20 protein-coding genes are annotated in these 23,922 nt (G+C 59.0%); 7 read left to right on the forward strand and 13 right to left on the reverse strand.

What is annotated here, in order from left to right; genetic code table 11:
- The 7 genes from CKO36_RS20470 to CKO36_RS14040 form a co-directional block, all read right to left on the reverse strand.
- Window positions 1-171 (reverse strand): winged helix-turn-helix domain-containing protein (locus CKO36_RS20470; protein ID WP_200284796.1); only part of this gene is annotated, 171 nt, incomplete at its 3' end.
- 18 nt (window positions 172-189) lie between these two features.
- Window positions 190-1,557 (reverse strand): GGDEF domain-containing protein, encoded by a 1,368-nt coding sequence (locus tag CKO36_RS14015; RefSeq protein WP_200284798.1) that lies wholly within the window; start codon window positions 1,555-1,557, stop codon window positions 190-192.
- Window positions 1,558-1,634: 77 nt separating this feature from the next.
- A complete protein-coding gene (locus CKO36_RS14020) occupies window positions 1,635-3,497 on the reverse strand; it encodes a methyl-accepting chemotaxis protein (RefSeq protein ID WP_200284800.1) in 1,863 nt (620 codons plus the stop codon).
- A gap of 21 nt (window positions 3,498-3,518) precedes the next feature.
- On the reverse strand, window positions 3,519-3,947 hold the full coding sequence (locus CKO36_RS14025; RefSeq protein WP_200284801.1) for a rhodanese-like domain-containing protein: 429 nt from the start codon (window positions 3,945-3,947) through the stop codon (window positions 3,519-3,521).
- Between the two features lie 103 nt (window positions 3,948-4,050).
- Window positions 4,051-4,740 (reverse strand): hypothetical protein, encoded by a 690-nt coding sequence (locus CKO36_RS14030; protein ID WP_200284803.1) that lies wholly within the window; start codon window positions 4,738-4,740, stop codon window positions 4,051-4,053.
- 151 nt (window positions 4,741-4,891) lie between these two features.
- Entirely contained in the window at window positions 4,892-5,209 is a 318-nt protein-coding gene (locus tag CKO36_RS14035) for a sulfur globule protein CV3 (RefSeq protein ID WP_200284805.1), read from the reverse strand.
- Between the two features lie 205 nt (window positions 5,210-5,414).
- Window positions 5,415-6,314, reverse strand: a complete 900-nt coding sequence (locus CKO36_RS14040; protein ID WP_200284807.1) for a LysR family transcriptional regulator — start codon at window positions 6,312-6,314, stop codon at window positions 5,415-5,417.
- Between the two features lie 115 nt (window positions 6,315-6,429).
- On the opposite strand from CKO36_RS14040, the gene CKO36_RS14045 reads away from it, so the two are divergent.
- From CKO36_RS14045 to CKO36_RS14055, 3 genes are all read left to right on the forward strand, one after another.
- A complete protein-coding gene (locus CKO36_RS14045) occupies window positions 6,430-8,415 on the forward strand; it encodes a TonB-dependent receptor domain-containing protein (protein WP_200284809.1) in 1,986 nt (661 codons plus the stop codon).
- Between the two features lie 65 nt (window positions 8,416-8,480).
- Window positions 8,481-9,335: an SAM-dependent methyltransferase gene (locus tag CKO36_RS14050; protein WP_200284811.1), complete on the forward strand. Its 855-nt coding sequence runs from the start codon at window positions 8,481-8,483 to the stop codon at window positions 9,333-9,335.
- Entirely contained in the window at window positions 9,332-10,741 is a 1,410-nt protein-coding gene (locus CKO36_RS14055) for an APC family permease (RefSeq protein WP_207161477.1), read from the forward strand. Before CKO36_RS14050 ends, CKO36_RS14055 begins: the two co-directional genes overlap by 4 nt.
- A gap of 44 nt (window positions 10,742-10,785) precedes the next feature.
- On the opposite strand, the gene CKO36_RS14060 is transcribed toward CKO36_RS14055, so the two are convergent.
- Complete coding sequence (locus tag CKO36_RS14060) at window positions 10,786-14,097, reverse strand: ATP-binding protein (protein ID WP_200284815.1); 3,312 nt, start codon at window positions 14,095-14,097, stop codon at window positions 10,786-10,788.
- 4 nt (window positions 14,098-14,101) lie between these two features.
- Window positions 14,102-15,286 (reverse strand): hybrid sensor histidine kinase/response regulator, encoded by a 1,185-nt coding sequence (locus CKO36_RS14065; protein WP_200284817.1) that lies wholly within the window; start codon window positions 15,284-15,286, stop codon window positions 14,102-14,104.
- A 323-nt stretch (window positions 15,287-15,609) separates the two neighbouring features.
- On the opposite strand from CKO36_RS14065, the gene CKO36_RS14070 reads away from it, so the two are divergent.
- Together CKO36_RS14070 and CKO36_RS14075 are read left to right on the forward strand one after the other, a co-directional pair.
- A complete protein-coding gene (locus CKO36_RS14070) occupies window positions 15,610-16,704 on the forward strand; it encodes a DUF2333 family protein (protein WP_200284831.1) in 1,095 nt (364 codons plus the stop codon).
- A 3-nt stretch (window positions 16,705-16,707) separates the two neighbouring features.
- Window positions 16,708-17,097 carry a DUF3775 domain-containing protein gene (locus CKO36_RS14075; RefSeq protein WP_200284819.1) on the forward strand — a complete coding sequence of 130 codons (390 nt, stop codon included), beginning with the start codon at window positions 16,708-16,710 and terminating at the stop codon, window positions 17,095-17,097.
- Between the two features lie 12 nt (window positions 17,098-17,109).
- Here CKO36_RS14075 and CKO36_RS14080 read toward each other — a convergent pair whose 3' ends face one another.
- Complete coding sequence (locus tag CKO36_RS14080; RefSeq protein ID WP_200284820.1) at window positions 17,110-18,453, reverse strand: dihydroorotase; 1,344 nt, start codon at window positions 18,451-18,453, stop codon at window positions 17,110-17,112.
- Window positions 18,454-18,564: 111 nt separating this feature from the next.
- Between CKO36_RS14080 and hisI the strand changes: the two genes are divergently transcribed.
- Window positions 18,565-19,014, forward strand: coding sequence for a phosphoribosyl-AMP cyclohydrolase (hisI, locus tag CKO36_RS14085; RefSeq protein WP_200284822.1), 450 nt, complete (start codon window positions 18,565-18,567; stop codon window positions 19,012-19,014).
- Here the strand turns inward: hisI and cls are convergent.
- Window positions 19,005-20,453: a cardiolipin synthase gene (gene cls / locus CKO36_RS14090; RefSeq protein ID WP_200284824.1), complete on the reverse strand. Its 1,449-nt coding sequence runs from the start codon at window positions 20,451-20,453 to the stop codon at window positions 19,005-19,007. The two genes, hisI and cls, sit on opposite strands and share 10 nt — an antisense overlap.
- Before the next feature lie 46 nt (window positions 20,454-20,499).
- On the opposite strand from cls, the gene CKO36_RS14095 reads away from it, so the two are divergent.
- Window positions 20,500-21,555 carry a quinone-dependent dihydroorotate dehydrogenase gene (locus CKO36_RS14095; RefSeq protein WP_200284826.1) on the forward strand — a complete coding sequence of 352 codons (1,056 nt, stop codon included), beginning with the start codon at window positions 20,500-20,502 and terminating at the stop codon, window positions 21,553-21,555.
- Between the two features lie 76 nt (window positions 21,556-21,631).
- Here CKO36_RS14095 and CKO36_RS14100 read toward each other — a convergent pair whose 3' ends face one another.
- Both CKO36_RS14100 and CKO36_RS14105 read right to left on the reverse strand, forming a co-directional pair.
- A complete protein-coding gene (locus CKO36_RS14100) occupies window positions 21,632-21,907 on the reverse strand; it encodes an RNA recognition motif domain-containing protein (RefSeq protein ID WP_200284828.1) in 276 nt (91 codons plus the stop codon).
- A 121-nt stretch (window positions 21,908-22,028) separates the two neighbouring features.
- Window positions 22,029-23,345, reverse strand: a complete 1,317-nt coding sequence (locus CKO36_RS14105; protein ID WP_200284829.1) for a DEAD/DEAH box helicase — start codon at window positions 23,343-23,345, stop codon at window positions 22,029-22,031.
- Window positions 23,346-23,922 lie beyond the last annotated feature (577 nt).

A 23,922-nucleotide genomic window follows, 5' to 3' on the forward strand; every position in this document is an offset into this window, starting at 1 on the left:
TTCAACGAAGGTCTCGCGCTCGGCGGTTTTGGCTCGATTGAGCAGGGCCTTGGCCTTTTTCCACGACAGCCCCAGGCGTTTGAGCGCCCGGCGCACGGTTTCACGACAGACATTGACCTGATAGGTCGCTTGCAACCAGGCCACCAGCTTCTGATGAGCTACGGGCGGCATCAACCTGCGGCTTGGGCATCACTTGGCGGAGCAAACGCAATTGCGCCCGGTCTGTTTGGCTTGATAGAGCGCGTCGTCAGCCTGAGCGATCAGGTTTTCCGGGGAGTTAACCTCCTGCTCCGGAAAACAGGCGAGTCCAATGCTGATGGTGACCCGGAGGCGAAGATGGGCAGTTTCAATGATGTGCTTGTCGATGGTGCGGCAGATGCGTTCGGCCAGCACGCGCGCATTGTCGGTCGTGGCTCCCGGCAGCAGCATCAGGAATTCCTCGCCGCCGTAGCGCACCACGATATCGTCCTCGCGCATTAACTGCCGGAACCTTTGTGACACCTCGACCAGCACCCGGTCGCCGACCAGATGTCCGTGCTCGTCATTGATTCTCTTGAAATAGTCGATGTCCAGCATCAGCAGGCTCAGCGGCGTCTCGGTGCGCGCCGCGCGCTGAAATTCTTCGTTCAGGCGGGTGATACCGAAGCGGCGGTTGTACAAACCGGTCAACGGGTCAATCACTGCCAGATGCTGGAGTTGATGATGGGCTTGGGCGTTGTTCAGGGCCAGCGCAAAGCTTTGCTGAAACAGCGTCATCATCCGATGCGCGTGCTGATTGAATTCTTGTGCCCGCGCCAACAGGAAAAGTCCCAGTGGCACCCCTTTGAAGGCCAGGGGAATCAGCACCAGTTGCCGTGGCTGGAATCGTGTCAGTACGGCGTCGATGGTGATGTTCTTCGGCAAGCTCAGGGTGAGCTGTTGGTTCGACATCAGGCAATGGCGAATGGGCTCGCTGTTGGAGGGATCAGTCAGGCCATGAATGCCGCGCTGTGCGGTCACCCGGAGTGTGCCGGCTTCCTCGACAATGACCGCGCCCGCATCGGCCTTGGTGTGCTCAATTAGTCGGTCAAGCGCCTCCTCGGACATCGGTTCGAGGTCCAGCTTGCCGGTCAGGTGATGGGCAAACTCATTGACCGCCGCTTCCACCGCGTGCGAGAGCAGGAGTGCATCGACCAGATCATTAAACGAGCGTCCGGTTTCGCCAATCTCGTCGGCGGAGTCGATGGTCAACTGGCATTTCTCCGGTGTGCAGTGTTGCCAGTTGTTGGTGTCGGTTGCCTGCCGTATCGCGGCTTCTACATTTCGTGCCTGCGAGGAAAGGCGCCGCAGCCGTGGCGCCACCACCCAGCGTGCTACTAAAAAGTTGGCGACCGCCACGATGAGGCCGGCCGCCAGACAGGCCAGCATGAAGCGTGGGGCATACACTTCGCTGGCTGGCAACCCCAGCCAGCGCATCATGAAGGGAAACAGCAGGCCGATCAGTATATCCAAGCTGATCATCCACAGGGCCATGTCGTAACACAGCTTCTGCGTCAGCTTTGGGAGCACAACGTTCATCACCTCACCTCCTTAGTTGCTGACGCTGAAACTGCGTCTTTGTGATATATCGATTATTTGTGTGCGGAAAGCCTTGCTTACAGCTTGAAATGTTCGGCCAGCAAGTGGTCGAGGGTGCGCACACGCTCGGTGAGCTCGCGACAACTCAGGGTCACATGCTCAGTATGTCCGGTTGCGGCCTGGGTGCTGGCCTCAACCGCAGCCACAGCTTCAGCAATGGTCGCGGTCATGGCGTTTTGGTGATTGGCGGTGTCGGCAATGGAGGCATTCATGGCGCGAATGGTGGCCATGGTTTCCACGATGCTGGCCAGGGACTCCTTGGCAGTATCCGTTTTGGTGACGCTCTCCTCAGAAACTGCAACATTGGCGCTGAGAATGGCATCGGCTTCGGTGGAGAGTTCCTGCAAGCCGTCCGTGACACGTTGAATTTCAACTGTGGCTTCGGTGGTGCGCTGCGACAGCGTCCGCACTTCATCGGCCACCACCGCAAAGCCACGCCCATGATCACCGGCGCGGGCCGCTTCGATGGCTGCATTCAGCGCAAGCAAATTGGTCTGCTCAGCCACAGCATGAATCATCTGCAGGAACCCTGAAATCTCGTCGCTTTGCTGGAGCAGCCGGCTGACCACCTCAGCTGAGCGGCGGGTCTGATCGTGCAGGTGATGAATATCGGCAATGGACTCGGCTACTGAACCCAGGCTGTCGCGGATATGCGCATCGGCCTCGGTGGCATGCTGTGCAATGTCCTGGGCTTCCTGCTGCACCTGCGCCGAGGCCTGTTCCAGATTGCCGATAGCGGTGCGAATTCGCGTGACCTGTTCACGCTCGGTTATGGCACTGGCGCTCCAGTCGTGGGAGCGCTGGGTCATGGTCTCGCTGCGCGAAGCGACCGCATGGCTCATGTCCTGAATTTGCTCAATCACCTTGCGCAGTTGCTCTACCATGGTGGCGGCCGCCTGTTCCAGCCGGCCGATCTCACCCGGGCAGCCGGGGAGAATGCGCGCCCGCAGATCGCCGGCGGCGATCTGTTGCAGACTGCTGGAAACCTGGTGCAACGGCTTCAGCAGTCGCCCGAGCAGCCATTGCCACAGTCCCAGCGTGGCGAGCACCACCAGGAGTGCTGCTCCGATAGCCAGTTGTTCGCTGCGGCGCCGCATGGCCAGGTTGGCGGTTTCGTCAGTGGCCAGTGCCAGACGGGCGATGGGTTGTGAATCGATACCGACCAGCTCATGCAGGGTCAAGGCCCAGTCACGATCATCATGGTGTTCGAGCACAAACGCGGGTAACTCGAGCGTCGCGGGCAAGCGCGCACTGGGCCAGTGATCGGACTGCCACAGCAGACCCGCCTGGGTTGCCAGTGCGACTTCAGTTTCGGTGCGCTGCGCCAGGCGCGCAGTCACTGTATCCAGACTTTGCATCAGGATTCCGCCACCGAGCGGCTGGCCGCGACGAGTGAGCGGGATGGCCACAGCCACCATAGGCTCGCCGTCGGCCGTGCGTAGCAAGCCAGCGGCTGGGGCATTGGTGGCGATTACAGCCTGGATTGCCGGATTGGTGCTCGGTCCGCGCATGCTGAAGCCATGGGTCGCTTGATAAGCCCCCTGGGCGTCGAAAATACCGACCCGGGCCACCTGGCCTTGCGCCGCCATCATGCTGTAGATGCTTTGACTGGCCGCATCCAGAGCCGCTGTATCCAGGGGCTTGGCCGCCAATGCCCGTTTCAGATCGCGATTGCGCGTCAGGCGTTGGGTATCCGCCTCCAGTGCTTTGATCTGATCTTGCAGCAGGCCACGCCAGATGAGCGCGTGAGCATCAATCACCGCCTCGGCAAAACGCTGCTCCGCCTGACGCTGCGTCAGCATCCAGGCCCCGACCAACACCAGCACCACCAGGGCGGTGGAACCCAGAAACAGCAGCAGGATGCGCGCGCGCAGTCCCATGACGTTACAGCGGGGGAGGCGTTATTCGACCGGATAGCCGGCGGCTTTCCAACCCGGGAAGCCGCTGCGGTAGTAGTTCACATCCGTGTAGCCCCAGTCCAGGGCCTGTTGGACCGCCTCGGCGGCACGGGCGCATTTGGGACCTTGGCAGTAAATCACCAGAGGTTCATCCAATGCTGCAATGTCAGCCAGGGCCGCTGCGGTGAACTGCGTCTTGAAATCGAGCAGTTCCGCATCGGGAATACGCCCCTTGTCGAAGGCCTGCTGACTGCGCACATCAATGAAGATAACCCCGTCATCGAACAGGGTTTTGGCGGTGGCATCATCAACGGTTGTAGCCCCCGCGACGGATTCGGGCGAGGCCTGGACGATAAAATCATCGGCCGCCTGCGTCAGGCTGACAACACACAGACTGGATAGTAACAGTGGGATGGACAGTAAGCGCAGCATGACAGTCTCCTGATAGGCTGAAGTTCAGCCTATCAGGGTAACACGAAAAAAACGTTTGTATATCGGCTGGTTAAAAATTTTATTCGAATATTCTGATATATTGTTACAGCAGCGGTCCCCAACCCACACCCAGCAGCAACACCAGGCTGGCGGCGACTGTAATCAGCACATTGTCATCAATGGGACCAAATTCATAGGGTTCTACAGCCGTTGCCACCAGCGCTGAGAGCACTCCCCACAACGGCAACGCTGGCTGCGCATGTACACCAATAGCATAGCCGATAGGCACGCACAGCAGCAGCATAAAGACATTGCCAATCAGACTTTTGGAGCGCCGGCGAATGAGTGCATTGCGCGCAATTCCAGTCACCCCGTCGCCGAAAGCCATGTAGAGGGCGGGTAAAATCGCCAGCCAGGGATCGCCGAGTAGCCACCAGAGCCCTGACACTGACAGAGCCCACATCAGGGCGAATTTGACATCGTTGCGGTTCTCCGGGGTCTGAAACCAGTCAAAGCGCCAGCCGCTGTGATGTGCCGCCCAGGTCAGCGCGGTGAGCAGCAGCCCGGCCACCAGCGGGAACCAGGGGCTGCTAAACATCAGGGGCACCGCTAGGGAACCGACGCCACCGGCGGCCATGTGCACAATTTTGCGGTTGTAATAGATGGCGCGAATGGGCTCCATGCCCGCATCGACCATCCAGCGATAGGGCAGGCGGGTCAGGAATAAAATGCTCAGGACATAGAGACTGAGCAGCAGTGCCCACAGAAACTGCGACCAGAAAAGATTTGGCATGGATAAGGCCCATTGGCAGGGGTGAGATGGGGGCCGGGGCGGGAATGGACTCTGCCGATCCACGCCCCTGGAGTGAATCTCCCGGGGACGCGGACTGGCGTTGGCTGGAGGCGCGGCCTTTTAGCGTTTCAGTCGGCGCCTCCGCGCTGGATCAATCATCAGATGACGACTGAGCCGGGGCGCTGGGGTAGGCGTAGCCGTAACCACCATAGGGGTAGCCATAGTACGGATAGTAACCGCCAGAGTAGGGGTAACCGCCGTAATAGGGAGAGTAGCCACCATAGTAAGGATAGTAGCCGCCATAGTAGGGGGCATAACCGCCGTACCAGGGGTTACCGTACCAGGGGCTGCCACCCCAGGGGCCATTCGACCAGGGCCACCAGAAAGCCTGAGCCGGCATACTGGCGAGTGCGCCGACGCCAGCGAGCAGAGCTGCCGCAAAACCGAGCTTGAGTCTGTTGGTCATCATTTAACCCTCAATGTTGAACGGATGAACGACAGGGACCAAGTCCCAGGTAAATTTATAGCGCGACTTCGGGCCAGCTTCAAGTCGCTGCGGCTGGAGGCTGACGCAAGCCTTGGCTCACAGGGTGTGCTGGCGCTGCCAAAGAGTCCAATCAGCACCGCCACGCCCTCCATCATCTCACTGACCGACTCGGGATGATCGTCCAAAGTTAAAGTGTCCAGCGCTGCGGCAGCTGATCCTTTAAATGCTCGATCAACGCCTGGACGCGATAGGGATGCGGTCCCGAGGGGACATGCAAAAACACCATAGCCGCATCTCCTTCCCAATCGGCCAGTACGCGCTGAAACTGACCGCGAAAACCGTGTCGAGGGCACTCCGCCACCCAGCCTGGTAGCATTCCGATTCCATAACCGCGAGCGATGGCATCAGCCAACATCCACTGAGAATCCATACTCATACGGGCTTGTGGCTGGATGTGGTAAATGTCGCCTCGTTTCGCATGACGTAGGCTGACTCGATCTGGCTCACCGACCATGGTAAGCCAAGGGCAGTTTTCCACAACAGCGGGATCATTAAGCAGACAGCACTCCCCCCGATCGGTGGCGGCGGTATAGAGCCGGCGCCGCCAGCGTCCCAGCGTGATCCGTTTTAGATCGGGCAGGCGGCGCCGATCGCAAGCAAGCCAAAGATCATTGGCCGCTGCCTCAGGGAGCGCACCGGGTGAGACCACCCGCACATTCAGTGTGATCTCAGTATGGGTGGCGAGGAAATCGTTCAAGATCCGTGTCGCCCATCCACGCTCAAGTTGGTGATCCAACCAAACGGTCAGTGCGCCACGCATGTCGGTTGAAAGCACTTCGAGCGCACTTCTCGCCTCGTCGGCCAGCGCGAGTAGGCGCTCGGCATAGTTGGCATAGACAGTCCCCGCATCGCTCAACGAGAGCCGTCCTCTCGCTTGGCGGGTCAGCCGCTGGCCGAGTGTTTCCTCCAGTGCCGCCAGTCGGCGGCTCAGTGTTGATTTGGGACATCCGAGTGCCTGGGCGGCTGCGGTCAGATTGCCCTGGGTGCGAAGCGCAAGCACGGCTCGCAGTGCGTCGAAATCGGTCATGGTGTTTGCAATCTCGGAACGGGCCGTTCCACGGATCTGTCTTCCCAGCCCGGTCGGTCAACGTTAAATTGATCGGAAATGCGAATCAATATACTTAACTTTCGTTTTACAGATCATGAAGAATCATCACTGGGCCTCCACTCTCCCCGCGCTGTCCCTGACGATAGTCGCGACTGGAACACAGGCGCAACCTCCTAAGCCGGAAACGGTGCAAGTAAAATTGCCTCCCATCAAGGTTGAGGCCAGTTCTGAGGTTACGGGTGGTGCAATTCGTGTTGATCAGGTTCAACGCAGCCTAGCGACCGACATGGCGGATGTTCTGAGAGACGAACCCTCGGTAGTCATTGGCGGCGGCACTCGCAACGCTCAGCGTATTTATCTGCGTGGCGTTGAAGGCAGCAACCTCAATATAAGTATTGATGGAGCACGTCAGGGACGCAATTTGCATCAGCATCGCGGCGGCATCGGCGGCCTCGACCCCGATCTGCTCAAACGTGTGGAGGTGATCACAGGTCCCTCAGCCGATCTCGGGCCGGGCGCGCTTGGCGGCGCGATTCAGTTCGAAACTGTCGACGCTCAAGATCTGCTTCAGCCTGGACAGCAGACAGGGGCGATCTTGGAGGCCGGCTATGCCAGTGCCGACAAATCCGACATCGGTAGTCTGTCTATGCTTGGCCAGGCAGGACCAGTGGGGTTGCTCGCCCACGTCTTCGCGGTTAATCGCCAGGACTATCGCATCGGTGGCGGCGGTGAGGTGCCGAACTCCGCCGGCCAAGATCGCACCTATTTTTTCAAGGCCAGCGCGCTAGATTTGGATGGACACAGTTTGCGCCTGAGCGCAGAACGCAACACCAGCGCTGGGCTGGCCGTCTATGGCGGGGCCGGCAGCGATATGGGCTATCCGCCCGAGGGTGTCGAGCCTGACTATCAGACCCTTGCGCGCGAGACTTACACGCTCGATCATCGCTTCCTTGGCGCTAGCCCGTTAATCGATTGGCGATTCAATCTCTATAGCAATGACAACAAGCTCGAGAATCGTGACCGCGATAGCGAAGTTTCCAGTGAGGAGTGGGGCGGCAGTCTGCGCAATACGGCCAGTTTTCAGCTCGGGCTGACCGAATCGCGGCTCACACTGGGCGCTGATTATTACAGCGAGGACGGAATCAGTCATGCTGGAGATGGCAGTCACAGGAGCAATCATTCCAGTAATTTAGGCCTCTTCGCCCAAGAACGGCTACGTATTGATCGGTTCTTGTTATCTTTTGGTGTTCGCTATGACGATTTCTCCTCGGATTACGGCCCTTCGACCTTCAGCGGTGATCGTTTCTCCCCGAACATAGGACTGGACATTGACCTGCCGGCGGGCTTCTCCACCTACGCGGCCTACGGCGAGGCGGTGCGTGGCAGTGGCATCATTCCAGTGGGCTGGATGGCGAATATTGATGCCAACACCAATATCAACGACGGCAAGCCACTACAGCCCGAGGTGTCCTTTAAGAGTGAAGCTGGCCTGCGTTTCAGCGCCGATGGCCTGATCCGTTCTGATGACCAGTTCAATGCCGAACTGGCGCTCTTCAATACCCGATTAGAGAATGCCATCGTGCGCATCGGTGGCGGTCCTGGTCCGGTCGCCGAGATTGCCAACAGCGAGGACACGCTCCTCTCCCGCGGCTATGAAATACGGGCGCGCTGGCACTGGCAAGCCGTCTCGACTTCGCTCGCCTTCGTGAGCGTCGATCTTACAGATGAAGACGGTGATCCCCTCGGCGTGGTGCGGCGTTTTGGTGCACCGGTTGGCGACCGACTGGTCTGGGACACGAACTGGAGTCCATGGGAAACCCTGACCTTGGGCTATACGCTGACTGCTGTCGATAGCGTCAATGATGTCCCTGAAGATCAGGAATCGCGCCCAGGCTATACACTCAGCGATATTCGTGCGGAATGGCAACCGGTAGCAATCAAGGATCTGACGCTGACACTTGCGATTAATAACCTTTTCGATCGCAAGTACGCCGACCAAACTTCAATCATCAATAGTACCACCGGCGTTATTGATGAGCCCGGACGCGATATTCGACTCGCCATGAGTTATCGCTTTTGACCCGTCAGCATCGCTGGCGAGTCAGTCTTTTTTAGATTTGTTCAATCCTTTCGGAGTATGACCTTATGACCTTGAGCGCGATTCGATCTAACCCCTGGTTGCATGCCATCGTGGCCGGTTCAATCAGCCTTTTCTTTTGTTTCTTTCTGGTTGCAAACGCGAGCGAGAGCCCCGCTCAAACGACAGCTACTCAGCATGGCCAGTTGTTTCTGGTCAGCACGGGTATCGGTGATCCCGATAATATGACGATTCGTGCTCACAACACCATCCAGGAGGCGGATGTCGTCTTTGGTATGCAACGGGTGCGAGAACAGCTTTCCGAACTGCTAGAGGGCAAAGAAACCTATGAAGCTGGGCATGGGCTGTTTCGCGCGCTCGGGCATGATCAAGCGGATAAACAGCGGCTGGAGGCACAGGCGCGCAAGATTATTCGCGCCGCGATTGCTGAAGGCAAGTCGGTTGTGGTGCTCGATTATGGCGATCCGATGATCTACGGTCCGCAAAGTGGCTATCTGCAGGAGTTCGCCGACCTTGATCCGGTGGTTGTGCCAGGTATCTCCAGTTTTAACGCCGCGAACGCCGCCTTGGGCCGCGCAATCGTCGGTGGCGGCCAGAGTGAGGGGATTCTGCTCACTAGAGCTCCGCATGCGAGGGATAGTGATGAACGTCAGCAGGCGTTCGCCCAGCTCGCAGAGGCCAAACCGACGCTGGTCTTATTCACGATGCGCTCGGAACTCGAAAAGACCGTCGCCGAGCTGAGCCGTTATTATCCGACCGATACCCCCATCGCCATCGTGATGCATGCCGGTGATCGCCAGCAGGAGGTGATGACGGCAACGCTGGCCAGCATCGGCGAGCAACTCGAAGGTCGAGAACTGCCGTTCGAACATCTGATTTACGTGGGTCATTTTTTGCAATGAGCCGTCCTGAACCCTTGGCTTCGAGTCAATCTGACCAGCCCCAGAAGCTCGCGCGGCGCATTGGGTTGATTTCGGCGACCGTGTTGGTGGTGGCCAACATGGTCGGTACCGGCATTTTCACGACTTCAGGTCTGATTTTGGCGGAACTAGGCAGCCCGACAGCCTTGCTCCTATGCTGGCTGCTCGGTGGCCTCTTCGCGCTCACCGGGGCGCTTTGCTACGCCGAACTCGGCGCCATGTTGCCGCGTGCCGGCGGTGAATATGTCTACTTACGCGAATCCTTCGGTCCACTGCCGGCATTCATTTCCGGCTGGATTTCGCTGATTGTAGGCTTTTCAGCACCGATCGCGGCGGCGGCCATCGCTTTCGCGACCTATCTGCTCGGCGCCAATCAGCCCGACTGGCCGATCATTGAGATCGGCGGACAGACCCTCGTCAGTGTCTCACCGATCACGGCGCTCGCTTGTGCTGCGGTGATCCTGCTCTCGCTTGCGCACTACCACAGTTTGCAGATGGGGCAGGGAATGCAAAATCTCCTGACCAGCTTCAAGATCGGCCTCATCCTGACTTTTATCATCGGTGGTTTCTGGTTCGGTGAGGCAAGTATTCGCCCTGTCATTGCCGATTCAACGACCATGCCTAGTGGTGGCCAGCTGGCCGTGGCTCTGATTTTCATCTCCTTTGCCTACAGCGGCTGGAACGCGGCGGCTTACGTAGGTGGCGAGATTCGCCAGCCGGAGCGCAATCTACCGCTTGCCTTGATCATCGGCACCCTGTTGGTGATCCTGCTGTATGTGTTGCTGAACCTAACCTATCTCTATGCCTTGCCCGTGTCGGCCATGGCTGGGGTGTTGGATGTCGGCACCGCAGCGGCAACGGCGTTGTTTGGCGGTGAGATCGGGCGCCTGTTCGGTATTGCGATTGCGGTCGGCCTCTTATCGGTGATAAGCGCGATGATCATGGCCGGCCCGCGCGTTTATTATGCGATGGCCCGCGACGGGCTGTTCTTCCGGCGCTTTGGGCGGGTACATGAGGTGCGCGAGACACCAGCGCAGGCCATTCTATTTCAAGGGGCGATTGCGGTCGGCATGATCTTGGTCGCCGCCTACGATGCCCTATTGATCTATATCGGCTTTACTCTGTCACTCATGGCGATGCTCACGGTGCTTGGTCTCATAGCGCTGCGTCGCAGTCAACCCAAGCGCCCGCGACCCTATCGGGTTCTGGGGTATCCCTTCACGCCTTGGCTGTTCATCGCTGGCAATCTGTGGATCGCAATCTACACGATTGTGAATCGGCCCATGGCGGGGATCGTCGGGGTGGCAACGCTGGCGCTCGGGGCCATCTTGTACCAACTCTTCAGCAACAAACCTACGGAAATCCGAGCGGCTGCCGCGCCAGACTGATATGCCCGTGCCGAGCCAACCTTCCTTGCCGACCTGACTGATGGTCATGTTGATGAGTCAGCTTGCTTGATTAGTTTGATCAGCTGGTGGATTTCTGTCTGTGCTTTATCCAGATCGAACGCATCTATGGTGCGTTGAATGGCGCGAACTCGGGGTTCCAAGCGGTGGCCAAGCATGGCCTTGCGCAGCGTCTGTCCCTGATGGCGCGCGGCGGTGATGTCATCATCGAGCAACCGATGCCACTGCTGTAAGTCCGGGATCAGCGTCTCCAGTGACTTCGCGGCGGATACCGGTTGACTGGGCGGTGGGGTCGGCTCGGAATCCGGCTCGGGGGCTGGGGGTTGGGTGATGCTGTCCAGGGTGTCGCGTAAGGTACCGAACAAGTGCTCAAGCTGTGCTGGCTCGGGGGTTTGGTTGCGCGTCAGTGCGTGCTCGATTGGATTGGCCGCTTGCACCAGTGGCGACAACCCAAGAATCCCGGCGGAGCCGCGCAGACGGTGAATCAAGCTGAGGGCATCGCTCCAGTGGCTTTGCTCCAGGAGCGCTTGCAGCACAGCGGCCGTTTCGTGATGGCGTTTCAGGAACTGGTGACACAATTTACTGTGAAGCATGGCATCCTGGTTGGCAGGATGCACATCGGCGCTGTGGTCAGGGACAGCGGCGCTAACGGCGTGGGCGTCAGGCTCGCGCTCGGGCAGGCGAAACCAGCGACCCAAGAGCTGCCGCAGCCGGTCAATCGACAGGGGTTTTTCGGTCAGTGCGTCGATTCCCACAGCCGTGCAACGGGCCTGCTGATGCGCTGTGGCATGGGCAGTCATGGCGAGCACGTGCGGTGGTGATGGCTGGTCCTGGAAGTGGGACTGGCGGATGGTTTCAATGCCGTCAAGCTCCGGCATGTGTAGATCAATCAGCACCAAGTCCCAGGCATCCGTCTTCAGACGGGCTAGGGCTGCGCGGCCGTTGTCAACAACCTCCACGGCAAAATCCAGCCGGTTCAAAAGCCGTCGGGCTACGGTGCTGCTGATGGGGTCGTCATCGACAACCAGGGCACGAATGTTATTTGACACACCGGGGGGCGTTGATGGTGTCGAGAGGGCTTGTTCCAGCGCGTGCAACAGGCGGCAGGGCGTCATGGGTGGCTGGAGGCACACGGGTTCGAATCCAACCCGGAGATGGGGCGCGTTGGTGTCCATTTGCCCTAGGATTAAGAGCAGGTGCGGCCTTGGTGCGCCAGGTTGGGGCATGGCAAGTGTTTGCAGTGTGTCGATTTCGGCCTGGGTGGCTTGGTCGAGTTGCGTGGCATCGACTCCGATCAGGTCAATGCTCTGGCCTTGCTCGCTGGCGTTGGCCGCCAGTGCCAATCCTTCAGCCAGGCTTGCGACCAGGCGGATGTGCTTGCAGCGTCTCTCCGTCAGAGTGGTGAGAATGAAATCGTGCAGCAAGCCTGGCGGAACCACCAGTAACAGGCGTTTTGACCGCAAGGTCGCGAATTCCCCGGAATCGATCAGGGGCGCCGGATCCAGTCTGGGAAAGGACAGCTTGAAGGATACCGTGGTGCCGTGACCCGGGGTGCTCGACAGATGCAGCTCGCCGCCCATCAGTCGCACCAGTTGGCGGCTGATGACCAGACCCAGGCCGGTGCCGCCATAGTGGCGGGTGATGCCGCCGTCGATTTGATGAAAGGGCTGAAACAGCTCGGTGAGCTGCGGCTCGCTGAGACCAATGCCGGTGTCGCGCACCGCGAACACCAGATGCGCTATTTTCGCTTCGGCGGTGGCTGCCCGGATACTCATTGTAATCTGGCCGCGCTCTGTGAACTTTATCGCGTTGCTTAACAAATTATTGAGCACCTGAGTCAAACAGCGGCGGTCGCCCACCAAACGACGCGGTAAATTGGGCGCGACCTGAAAGTAAATCGACAGAGGTTTGCTATCCTCCAGTCCCATAACCAGCGAGGCGGCGTCATCGATCAGTTTGCGCAAGTCAAATGGCTGTTGTTCAACCGTCAAGCGACCGGCCTCAACTTTGGAAAAATCAAGAATATCGTTGACGGTTGCGAGCAAGTCACGAGCCGCACGCTGCGCACGACTGAGCAAGTCGCGTTGTTGGTCGTGTTGCGCTTGTTCGAGCGCCAATGCACCAAGGTTAAGGATGGCGTTCAGTGGTGTGCGGATTTCATGGCTCATCTTGGCCAGAAACTGGCTCTTGGCGCGCGCCGATTGTTCGGCGCGCTCGCGGGCGATGGCCAGCTCCTGATTTTGGTGTTCGCGTGCGGCGTCGGCGCGATTTTTGTTGATGATGCGCCACAGCGTATCGGCGATCAGGCGCATCGACTCGATGTCGAGTGTGCTGTAGTCAGTGAGCTTGTTGCCCACCCCGACGATCATGCGCACCATGTCCCCGTCGAGGACGGGCACGCTAATCAGGCGTTTCAGTGGTGCATGTCCGTCGGGCAAACCGCGTTGGCGCGTATCGGTGTCGTAGTCCGAGACCAGGACAGGCTCGCGCAGTCGCAGGGAATCGGCCCAGAGTCCGGCCTGCTCGATCGGGTAATGCCCATCGCTGGTCGCCTGACAATGGTCGCGGAGTGTGGCGCTTGACCAAGTGCTAAGGTCAATGGTGTTTTGATCTTCATTCACGAAATGTGCGAAAGCAATGTGGCTTTCGGTTAGTTCCTCGGCATATTCGAGGCCACGCTGCAAAAATCCACGTTCATCGGTTTCCTCCGCCAGCTGCGGCAGGGCAAGCAGGACAGCTGCGCGGCGATGGAGCTGGGTAAGCAACGCCTTATCCTGCTCATGCTCGGTCAGATCGATCGCGACGCAGAGGATCAGATCCTTATCCGCCGTGGTATCAGGGGGGGAAAAGGACGTCAGGTGTAGCTCGACGATGACCGGAGCGGCATCGCTCAGGAGGGGCAACTTGACAGTCTGGCGGTATCCAGTTTTACTGACCCGATGCAGAGCGCTGTTAATAGACACTTCATGTGCCGGGTCGATCAGGCGTTGCAGAAAATGCTGCTTGAGTTGAGAAAATTTACGCCCAAACAGGCGAGTTGCGCCTTGATTCGCATCCAAAATCAGGCCGGTTGGGTTCAGTGTCAGGGCCGCATCGGGGAGTTCCGCAAACAGCTTGGTTTGCCGAGCGAGCGTCCGTTCGGTCACGGCCTGGGCTGTGCGCAGTTCTTCGTTCTGGATTTCCAGCTCGGCTTGGTAAACGCGCAGATTCTCAGCTAGCGGCAACAGATCAAGCTTTCCTTGCTCGACCTGTTCTTGCAGCCAGTCCAGATTGCCCGTTTGTAGCGCGTTCCAGGCTTTGGTGCGAATTTGATCGAGATCATCGTCTTGCGGGTTCATTGCGTTATGCACATGGCGTCGTTTCTGACTTGGGTTTCGGCAGCGCCAGGGTCAGCCGAGTACCAAGTCCCGGCGCGCTTTTCATGCTAAGCGTGCCCCCCATGATCGTCGCCATGAGGCGCGCTGAGTAGGTGCCAAGGCCGGTTCCGTTCTGCTTTCCGCTGGTGATGTATTTTTCAAAAAAACGCTCACGAACGTCATCAGGTACCAGCGCTGGGTTAGTCACGGAAAGAATCAAGCGCTCGTTTTTTGTGCCTGGGTTCTCCAGCTGCGAGCGGATGGTCACCACATCGCCCGGCGCAGAGGCTTCGATGGCGTTTTGAATCAGATTGTTCAGCAGATTGTGTAGCAACATGTCCTCGACACTGAAGTGGATCGCATCATCTGGGGGAACGAAGTACAGGGTAACTCCGTGGCTTTGTGCGAAAGGGGTTACGGAAAACAGGACTGAGCGCAGGATCTTGTGGATGTCTTGGTTCGCTGGTTGGTAGCGATAGCGGTTGGTTTCCATTTTGTACAGATCAAGGGAACGCTGGATCATCTCAAGGATGCGCCGGGCCGAATCCCCTATCATGTGCAGATTTTCGCGCTGATCCTCGGTGAGGTTGCTGTCCTCCACCATCAGATCCGCGAAGCCGATAATGGGCGATAGCGGACCCTTGAGGTCGTGGCGCAGGACGCGATCAATTTCGTCACGCTGGCGCGCGGCCTCTTCAAGCGCCTCGGCGCGTTCGTGCAGGGCCTGTGCGTGCTGTTTCAGGGCGCGATTGCGCTCGCGCAGGGCGACTCGAACCTGAGCGGCCTGCAAGTGGGTGGCGATGCGTCGGCGCACCAGCGCCATGTTGAAAGGTTTGTGGATATAGTCAGCCGCGCCCAACTCCAGTCCGCGAATTTCGTCTTGTTCTTCGCGCAGCGCCGTCAGGAAAACCACCGGGATTGATGCCGTCACCGGATTTTCTTTCAGGTGCGCGCAGACCTGAAAGCCATCCATGCCCGGCATCATGACATCAAGCAGAATCAGGTCTGGGTGTTTTTCTTGTGCCAGGGCCAAGGCACGCTCGCCATGCCGGGCCATGGCGAGGCGGTAATCGCGCGCCAATCCGGCTTCCAGAATGCTCAGATTATCGGGCATGTCATCGACAACGAGCAGCGACGGCTTATCAGAGAGAGGAAGCTTGGTTGTTGGCATCTGCGGATATGTGACCTGTCATTTAGCCCTGTTGAGGGGGCGGTATTTTCGGGTAAAACTAACAGGTTTACAACGTGAATATTTCCCCGATTTGTGCCATAAAATTCCTGCGAAGCTCCCGCGTTTGGCACAATCATTATACGGCAGCTTACAGTGTAAAAAAGTAGCGGGCCGGCTGGGGGCGTCTTGATGCGTTGGATAATTGTGATGACGACAGCGGCCAAGGCTCGGATAATGGTTGCCACAGTCAAGGTTCTCCACCTAATAACCCCCAAGCGACGATCCTTCAAGCTTGATCGAGTCTCTGGCTCAGGAGCCAAATGATGCAACAACAGAATCCCGGATTAGGCGCGTCGGCGCCAAAGAATGCGCTGCGCCTGCGGCAGCATGCGGCGAAAGTCGTCAAGCTGTACGACCCGCGTACCTGGAAGGAAAAAGGTCTGTGGTGGACCCTTGGGCTGCTGCTGCTGACCGGTGCTGTGCTGATGGTGCTGACTGGCATCTATTGGTCACGTAGCCCGGGCATGTTCGATGTTGAGCAGAACGCGCTGGATAAAGCCGGCGGCGACCAGGCAAAAGTGGTTCCCGGTTCTGTCACCACGGCCACCGCGATACGCATCGGCGAAACTTTGCTCGATAAGCCGGGCGGCTATATCACCAATGATGTCATGCCACCGGGGCTGTACCTGGACAACATCAAGAACTGGGAATTCGGTGCGCTGACCGAGTTGCGCGACCTGGTGCGGACGTTGCGCAATGATTTTGCCCGCTCGCAAACCCAGTCGACCGAAGACAAAGACTTGCAACTGGGTGAGCCGCAGTTTCATTTCAACTCAAACTCCTGGATTCTACCCTCGACCGAATCGGCCTATCGGCAGGGACTGGGCTACCTTGAGCGTTACCTGAACCGCCTGGCCGATGATAAGCAGTTTGACGGTCAGTTCTTCAGTCGTGCGGATAATCTGGCCGCCTATCTGGCTGTGGTGGAAAAACGCCTTGGCAGCTATGCGCAGCGTCTCGCGGCCAGTGCAGGGGAAAAGCGTTTCAACATTGATTTGGCCGGCGACCCGAACGCGACCCAGTCAACGCCCACGCCATCACAGACCGAAGTGAAGACCAACTGGCTGGAAATCGACGATATTTTCTTCGAGTCGCGCGGTTACTGCTGGGCACTGTTGCACACGCTGAAGTCCACGCAGGTTGATTTCCGGAAGGTATTGGAAGACAAAAATGCCGAGGTTTCCCTGCGTCAGATCGTCCGCGCGCTTGAGAACACCCAGAAGCCCATCTGGAGCCCACTCATCTTAAACGGCACCGGCTTCGGCCCCATGGCCAATCACTCCCTGGTGATGGCCTCTTACATCTCGCGCGCCAACGCGGCTATCATCGACCTGCGCAATCTGCTTGAGCAAGGTTAGGTCATGTCATTACATATTCGACTCGAAACGCTGTGCTGCATCATTGCGCTGGCGCGGGAGTTTCAGGCTAAGGAAGAAGTCGTGATTCCAGACACGCCGGCTAGCCCAACTGAGGACTGGGCACTGCAAGTGCTGGCCGATCACAGCGAGGATTACAGCCTGAACCAAATGCGCGAAACCATTGCTGAGATGTCGGAGCGCCAGCGCGCCGAGCTAGTCGCCCTTATGTGGCTGGGCCGGGGTGATTACAGCATTGATGAGTGGGAAGCCTGCGTCGATGATGCCATTGGTGATTTCAGTCTGCGGGCCTGCGAATATCTCCTGGCCCATCCGATGATTTCCGATCATCTTGAAGAAGGTCTGATTGCACATGATCTGTCGTGCGAAGATTGATTCCTGCCACCATCAGCGGGTGGCACCAAAGCTCAGACGCTGACCACAGGGCGCTGCTGTTGTGCAGCGCTCTGGCGGCCAGACCAGATGCCCGTTGACCAGGGTCGCCATGACCTGCGCATGGAATTCGCGTCCCTCAAAGGGTGACCAGCCGCAGCGGCTCAACACCGCTGAGCGCTCAACTCGATAAGGGCGCTCAGGATCGATCAGCACCAAATCGGCCCAGTAGCCCTCGCGGATGTAGCCACGTTCGGCGATCTGAAAACAGTCCGCTGGCGCATGGCTGGTTTTTTGCACTAGCGTCTCAAGGCTGAGATGGCCGGTACGCACCGCCTCGAACAGACTGGGCAGGGCGTACTGCACCAGCGGCAGCCCGGCAGGGGCGGAAAAATAGCTCGCATCCTTTTCGCTCAGCAGATGCGGGGCATGATCGGTGGCGATCACATCAATGCGATTCTCGGCAACAGCCTTCAGCAGTGCGGCGCGATCCTGCGGCTGCTTAATGGCCGGATTGCATTTGATCAGACTCCCCTGCGTGGCATAATCGCGGGCGTCAAAATACAGATGATGCACACAGGCCTCAGCGGTGATGCGTTTGTCGCGCAGCGCCCCCGGTTCAAACAGCGCCAGTTCCCGTGCGGTGGTCAGATGCAGTACATGCAGGCGGGTATCGTGCTGCCGGGCTAGCTCCACCGCGAGAGAGGATGAGCGCCAGCAGGCTTCCTCGGAGCGAATCAGCGGATGGGCCTCCATGGGTACCGCTTCGCCATAGCGTTCCCGGTAGGCTTGTTCATTGGCCTGGATTAGCGGTGTATCCTCGCAATGGGTCGCTACCAGCACTGGCGCCTCGGCAAAGATCGTGGCCAATACCTGCGGATCATCCACCAGCATGTTGCCGGTTGAGGCGCCCATGAACACCTTAACCCCACAAGCGGCTCCGACCGGCAGGGTGCGAATCGCCTCCAGATTGTCGTGACTGGCGCCGAGATAAAAGCCAAAATTGGCCGGCGACACCTGCGCGGCGCGCTGATATTTCGCCTCCAGTTGCTCCAGGCTCAGCGTCGGCGGATGGGTGTTCGGCATCTCCAGAAAACTGGTAATGCCGCCGGCTACCGCCGCGCAGGATTCGGTGGCAATCTCCGCCTTGTGCGTCAAACCCGGCTCGCGAAAATGCACCTGATCATCAATCATGCCCGGCAGTAACAGTTGCCCCTGAGCGTCCAGCACCACATCCGCCGCCCGCGCTTGCAAATCAGCGCCAATGGCTTCAATGCGCCCGGCGCGAATGAAGAGATCGCCTTCAAACACCCGGTCTTCATTGACGATGCGCGCATTTGTAATTAATCGTGTTGTCATGAAGCCTCAACCAAAGATTTCCATTGCTGCGAAAAACCCATCAGGCACCCCAGGGTTAAGAATTAAGGATACAATAAAGCCCAGCATTTCATCGAAAATACACGTAAAATTATGTCCCAATCAGCCATTGCTGCAACAGAAAGAGCCCCACTTGGCAGTCGTCATCCTTGGACTGAGGTGCGTGCCGCGCTCAAACTCAATGCTGAGGGCTTGATTCCCGCCATCGCCCAGCAATTTGACAGCGGCGAGGTTTTGATGATGGCTTGGATGAACCTAGAGGCCCTCGACGAAACCCTGGCCAGCGGTCGCGTCTGCTATTGGTCACGCTCGCGCGGTCAGCTGTGGCGCAAGGGCGAGTCCTCCGGGCAGGTGCAGCAGTTGAAAGAACTGCGCCTCGATTGTGATGGCGACACTCTGCTGTTGCTAGTTGATCAAACCGGGCCGGCCTGTCACACCGGACGTCGCAACTGCTTCTATAATGCTTGGCGCGACAATGCCATTGAAGTCATTGCGCAACCGCTGATTGATCCCGACACCCTGTATGCGCGTCCTCACAAATAGGGACTCATTAAGCGCGCAAAGCCATCGCGCAGCTTGATTGGCACTGAGCGTGCGCGTAGCTGCGCGGCGTTGATCTCGGTGGCCGTCTCCTGCTTGGCATCGAACAACTGATGCAACTGCGCGGCGAGTGGGCGGTCGTAGACTTCCACATTCAGCTCAAAATTCAGCCGCAGGCTGCGCGGATCCCAGTTCGAAGACCCGAAAAAGCACCACAGGTCATCGACAATCATCAGCTTGGTGTGGTCGAACGGCGGCGGCGAGAGAAAAATGCGGCTGCCGCCGTCGAGCACCTGCTCCGCCTGCGCTTGGGCTGCCCATTGCACAAAACGCAGGTTGTTGTGTTCCGGCAACAGGATGCGCACATCAATGCCGCGCCAGGCGGTCACATTAAGCGCCGTCAGCAGCACCTGGTCGGGCAAAAAGTAGGGCGAAATAATCCGCACCCGCTGTTGTGCCTGAGCGAGCGCGCCCAGCATCATGCGGCGGATCACATCGAAGTCCTCATCCGGCCCATCCGGCAGACAGCGTGCCAGGCTGTCTCCTGCGTGCTTGAGCGGCGGAAACCAGTGTGGTCCGCTGAGGCGCTCGCCAGTGGTAAAATTCCAATCGACCTCAAAGGCGCTCATCAATCCACGTACGACCGGCCCCTGAAGCTCAAAATGCACATCCTGCACCGGCCGCAGTGGTTGCTCTGCCAGCAGACAGCCGCTGCGAATATTCAGCCCGCCGGTGAAGCCACACCGCCCATCAACCACCAGGATTTTACGGTGATTGCGCAGGTTCAGATACTGATTGCGAATCGGCAGCAGGGATTCCAGAAAGACCGCCACCGGCACCCCCCGGGCCGCGAGTTGCCGAGGCGCGCGCGGGTGGCTGTAGCGCTGCCCGACCGCATCAATCAGCACCCGCACCGCTACGCCCCGGCGCTGGGCTCGTTCCAGTGCGTCAACAAAGGAATGTCCGGCTGGGTCAATGTCAAAGATATAGGTCGACAGTGCGACACTGTGGCGCGCCTCATCAATGGCGCGCAGCATCTCGGGATAGGCTTGGTCACCATTGATCAGGACACGCACCCGGTTGCCTGGCTTCAGTGTCGTATGTGTCAGCGCATCACCAAGATGCCCGAGCGGCACCCACTGCGGAAAGCGCTGCTGCAGCTGGTAGTGCGCACGCTCCGCAGCCAATGTCCGAGCGTCATTCGAGGCGCTAATCTGCGGGCGCAGCTGATGGGCTTTGCGCTGAATGCGATTCACCCCAAACAACCAGTACAGCAGCAAGCCGACCAGCGGTGCCAACCACACCAGCCCGGTCCAGCCCACGGTGGAGGCCACATCCCGATTGCTGAGTAAAATATGTGCGGTGGTCAACAACACCGCGATCATCTGCGCCGCCAGCAACAGCTGTACGCTCAGATGCTCAAGCTGAATGATTAACTCCATGCCCAGTGCTCAATCCACTCTCGACACAATCCCATGGCATCCCATTATGACTGATGAACCCACGACTGGAAGCTGGCGGTTACTGCGCCCTCTGCTGTTTCAACTCGACCCGGAGCTGGCGCATCATCTGAGCCTGTCACTGGCCGGACACTGGGCGCGCTTGTTGGATCAATTTAGCACGCAATCGGCGCGTCCAGGCCCGAGCGCACTGATCCGGCACCGGATGGGGATTGAGTTTCCCAATCCGCTCGGTCTCGCGGCCGGACTCGATAAGGACGCGACTGCTGTACAGGCTTGGCAGCGCATGGGGTTTGGCTTCGTTGAGGTGGGTACGGTGACCGCGCATCCTCAGCCGGGCAATCCACGCCCACGCCTGTTCCGCTTCCCGTCGCAGGCGGCGCTGGTCAACCGTATGGGCTTTAACAATCATGGCGCCACCTGCATGGCCCGCCGGCTGCGCGCCCTGCACGCCAGCGGTCAGTTGCGCCGACCGCTGGGCGTCAATATCGGTAAATCCAAACGCACCGCCCCCGAGGATGCTGCGGCCGATTATCAGCACAGCTTTGCTGCGCTGAGCGACTGGGCCGACTATGTTGTGGTCAATATTTCCAGTCCCAACACCCCTGGCTTGCGCAATTTGCAGAGCATTGAAGACATCAAGCGGATTATTTCCGCCCTGCAACGGCTCAATCAGCGTCGCACCACACCGCGTCCGCTGCTGATCAAACTGGCCCCGGACCTAGCCGAGCAGGCCACCATTGACTGCGCGCGTGCTGCACTGGAAGAAGGTTGTGCCGGTTTGATTCTGACCAATACCACCATCGACTTTACCGCCTTGCCAAATCCAGCGGCGGATCTGAGTGGCGGACTCTCCGGGCGGCCACTGTTTGCGCGCAGTACGGCCCGACTGGCAGCCGTGCGCGCGGCACTGGGCGATCAGGTGGTGTTGATTGGGGTGGGCGGCATTCTGTCGCCTCAGGATGCGGCTGAAAAAATCGCCGCTGGTGCCGATTTGATCCAAATCTACACCGGTCTCATTTACCATGGCCCGGCTTTGGTGCGGCGGATTCTCCGCGAAGGCTTGGCTGCGGTGTCTGATTAGTTCAGGAGGGGCATGAGAGCAGGCCCAGGCGCGCTGGGGAGCGCGCTGAACATTTGGGCCTGCTGGGGGGCGTCGCTTACCAGCGCGAACCGCCACGGGCGGGGCGATCGCTGCGCGGCTTGGCCTGGTTGACACGCAGAGGGCGGCCTTTCAGATCGGTCTCATTCAGGGCTTTGATCGCGGTATCGGCTTCGGAATTATTCGGCATTTCCACAAAGCCAAAGCCCTTGGAATCACCGGTAAACTTGTCGGTGATCAGATTGGCGCTTTCCACTTGACCATAGGCGGCAAAGGTATCGCGGAGTTCGTCTTGGGTAACGCCATAGGCCAGGTTGCCAACATAGATATTCATCAAACACTTCTCTCTACAGAACATTGCGTATCTTCATTAAGGTTCTCTAGCTGATCGATACGCAAATTATCAGCTAAAGTGTGCGACTGAACCCAAGGGCGCAGTCGCGACTGTTCGGGGGCTAGGCCGGTGTCCGGCCCGCTCTGGCATGGCCAGTGTGACGACTGCGCCCTGAGCCCGGCGCTTGGCGCCGCGCGCGGGTCTTGGTGGCCGCCTCGGCTCTGGGCTGCGGCTTGCGCGGCGGTTTTTGTCGCGCGCGTGGTGCGGCAGTGCGCTCCTCGGTCACCGCAATGGGGGCGCGATCCGAGAAGCCGGCCATTGGCTGCTGCTCAATGGCGCGCCCCAGCAGGCGCTCAATGCCGGCGAGCAAGGCGCGTTCCTCGGGGCTGACCAGTGACACGGCGGTACCATTTTCGCCAGCACGCCCGGTGCGTCCGATGCGATGAATATAGTCCTCGGGGACATTGGGCAGCTCGAAATTCACTACATGCGGCAGGCGATCAATATCCAGCCCGCGCGCGGCAATATCGGTGGCCACCAGGGTGCGGATCGTGCCGCGCTTGAAATCTGCCAGGGCGCGGGTGCGCGCCCCCTGGCTCTTGTTGCCGTGAATGGCGGCCGCCGTAATCCCATCACGCTCCAGTTGCTGCGCCAGACGGTTGGCGCCATGCTTGGTGCGGGTAAAGACCAGCGTCTGATCCCAACCGCCGCTGGCAATCAGGTGCGCCAGCAGCGCGCGTTTGTGGCCGCGCTCGACCGGATGCACCCGTTGGGTGACGGTCTCAGCGGCGGTATTGCGGCGTGCGACCTCAATGCGCAGTGGGTTGTGCAACAGACCCCGCGCGAGTTGCTCGATCTCAGGGGCGTAGGTGGCGGAGAACAGCAGATTCTGGCGCTGGGCCGGCAGTAATTTAAGTACGCGCCGAATGGCGGGCATAAACCCCATATCGAGCATGCGATCGGCCTCATCAAGCACTAGCAGCTCGATATGGGCCAGACTTAAATTCCCCTGACCGGCGTGATCAAGCAAGCGACCCGGCGTGGCCACCAGGATATCGACGCCCTGGCGCAGCGCGGTGATCTGCGGACCCATACCGACGCCGCCAAAGATTTGCATGGCGCGCAGGGGCAGGAATTGCCCATAGGTGCGCACGCTTTCACCCACCTGGGCCGCCAGCTCGCGCGTCGGCGCCAGTACCAGCGCGCGGGGTGCTTTTGCGTGCATCCGGGAGCCTGACTGGGATGCGCTCAGCCGTTGCAGCATTGGCAGCGTAAAGGCGGCGGTTTTGCCGGTGCCAGTCTGAGCGCCGGCGAGCAGATCGCGCCCCTCAAGAACGGCAGGAATGGCGCGGGTCTGGATAGGCGTGGGCTCGCTATAGCCTTGGGCTGCCACAGCGCGCAGCAATTCGGCCGACAGGCCGAGCTCTGAAAAAGACATGATAACTCCTGGGGTGGCCTACCCAGGGATCATGCTGGGCCGGTCTAGGCGGTGTGCGGGGTGGAAAAAACAGAGCTTAACACTCTGTTGCGCAACAGGATGGGCGCTCACTTGGCAGGGATGCAACCCTTGCTCAGTCAGGGCAGCGCCGACCGGAGGGCGCTACATCTAAGCTGGCACGATACGCGAACGCGGCGGAAATGCAAAGCCAAAGTTTTCACATCGCTGGCGCCTGGGGGATTGTGAAACTATAGTAGACCCCATGTCCAGGACAAATTTAGCTCGAATTTAAGTTAAACTGCGTCTAAACCGCGTCTAACATGGAATACGTAGTTACTGTGAAAGATCAGTGGCGATAAGGCGACTTTTGGGCGCAACAATACCTGACCCGTCTACAGGCCATCATACCAGTTCAGTGATCAATGACGCGCCAACCTCGGATCGAGGTGTAGGGCGAGCGCGTATTAACGCTAGATCTGACATGATGTTGCGGCCCCCTGTTAGCCAATCGCCTTGAGGAGCCTTGAGTGTCCGCCAGCATGATCGAGCATTTTGCCAGCCTTGAAGATCCCCGTAT

The organism is Rhabdochromatium marinum (assembly GCF_016583795.1).
In the GTDB taxonomy this organism is placed as follows: Bacteria; Pseudomonadota; Gammaproteobacteria; order Chromatiales; family Chromatiaceae; genus Rhabdochromatium; species Rhabdochromatium marinum.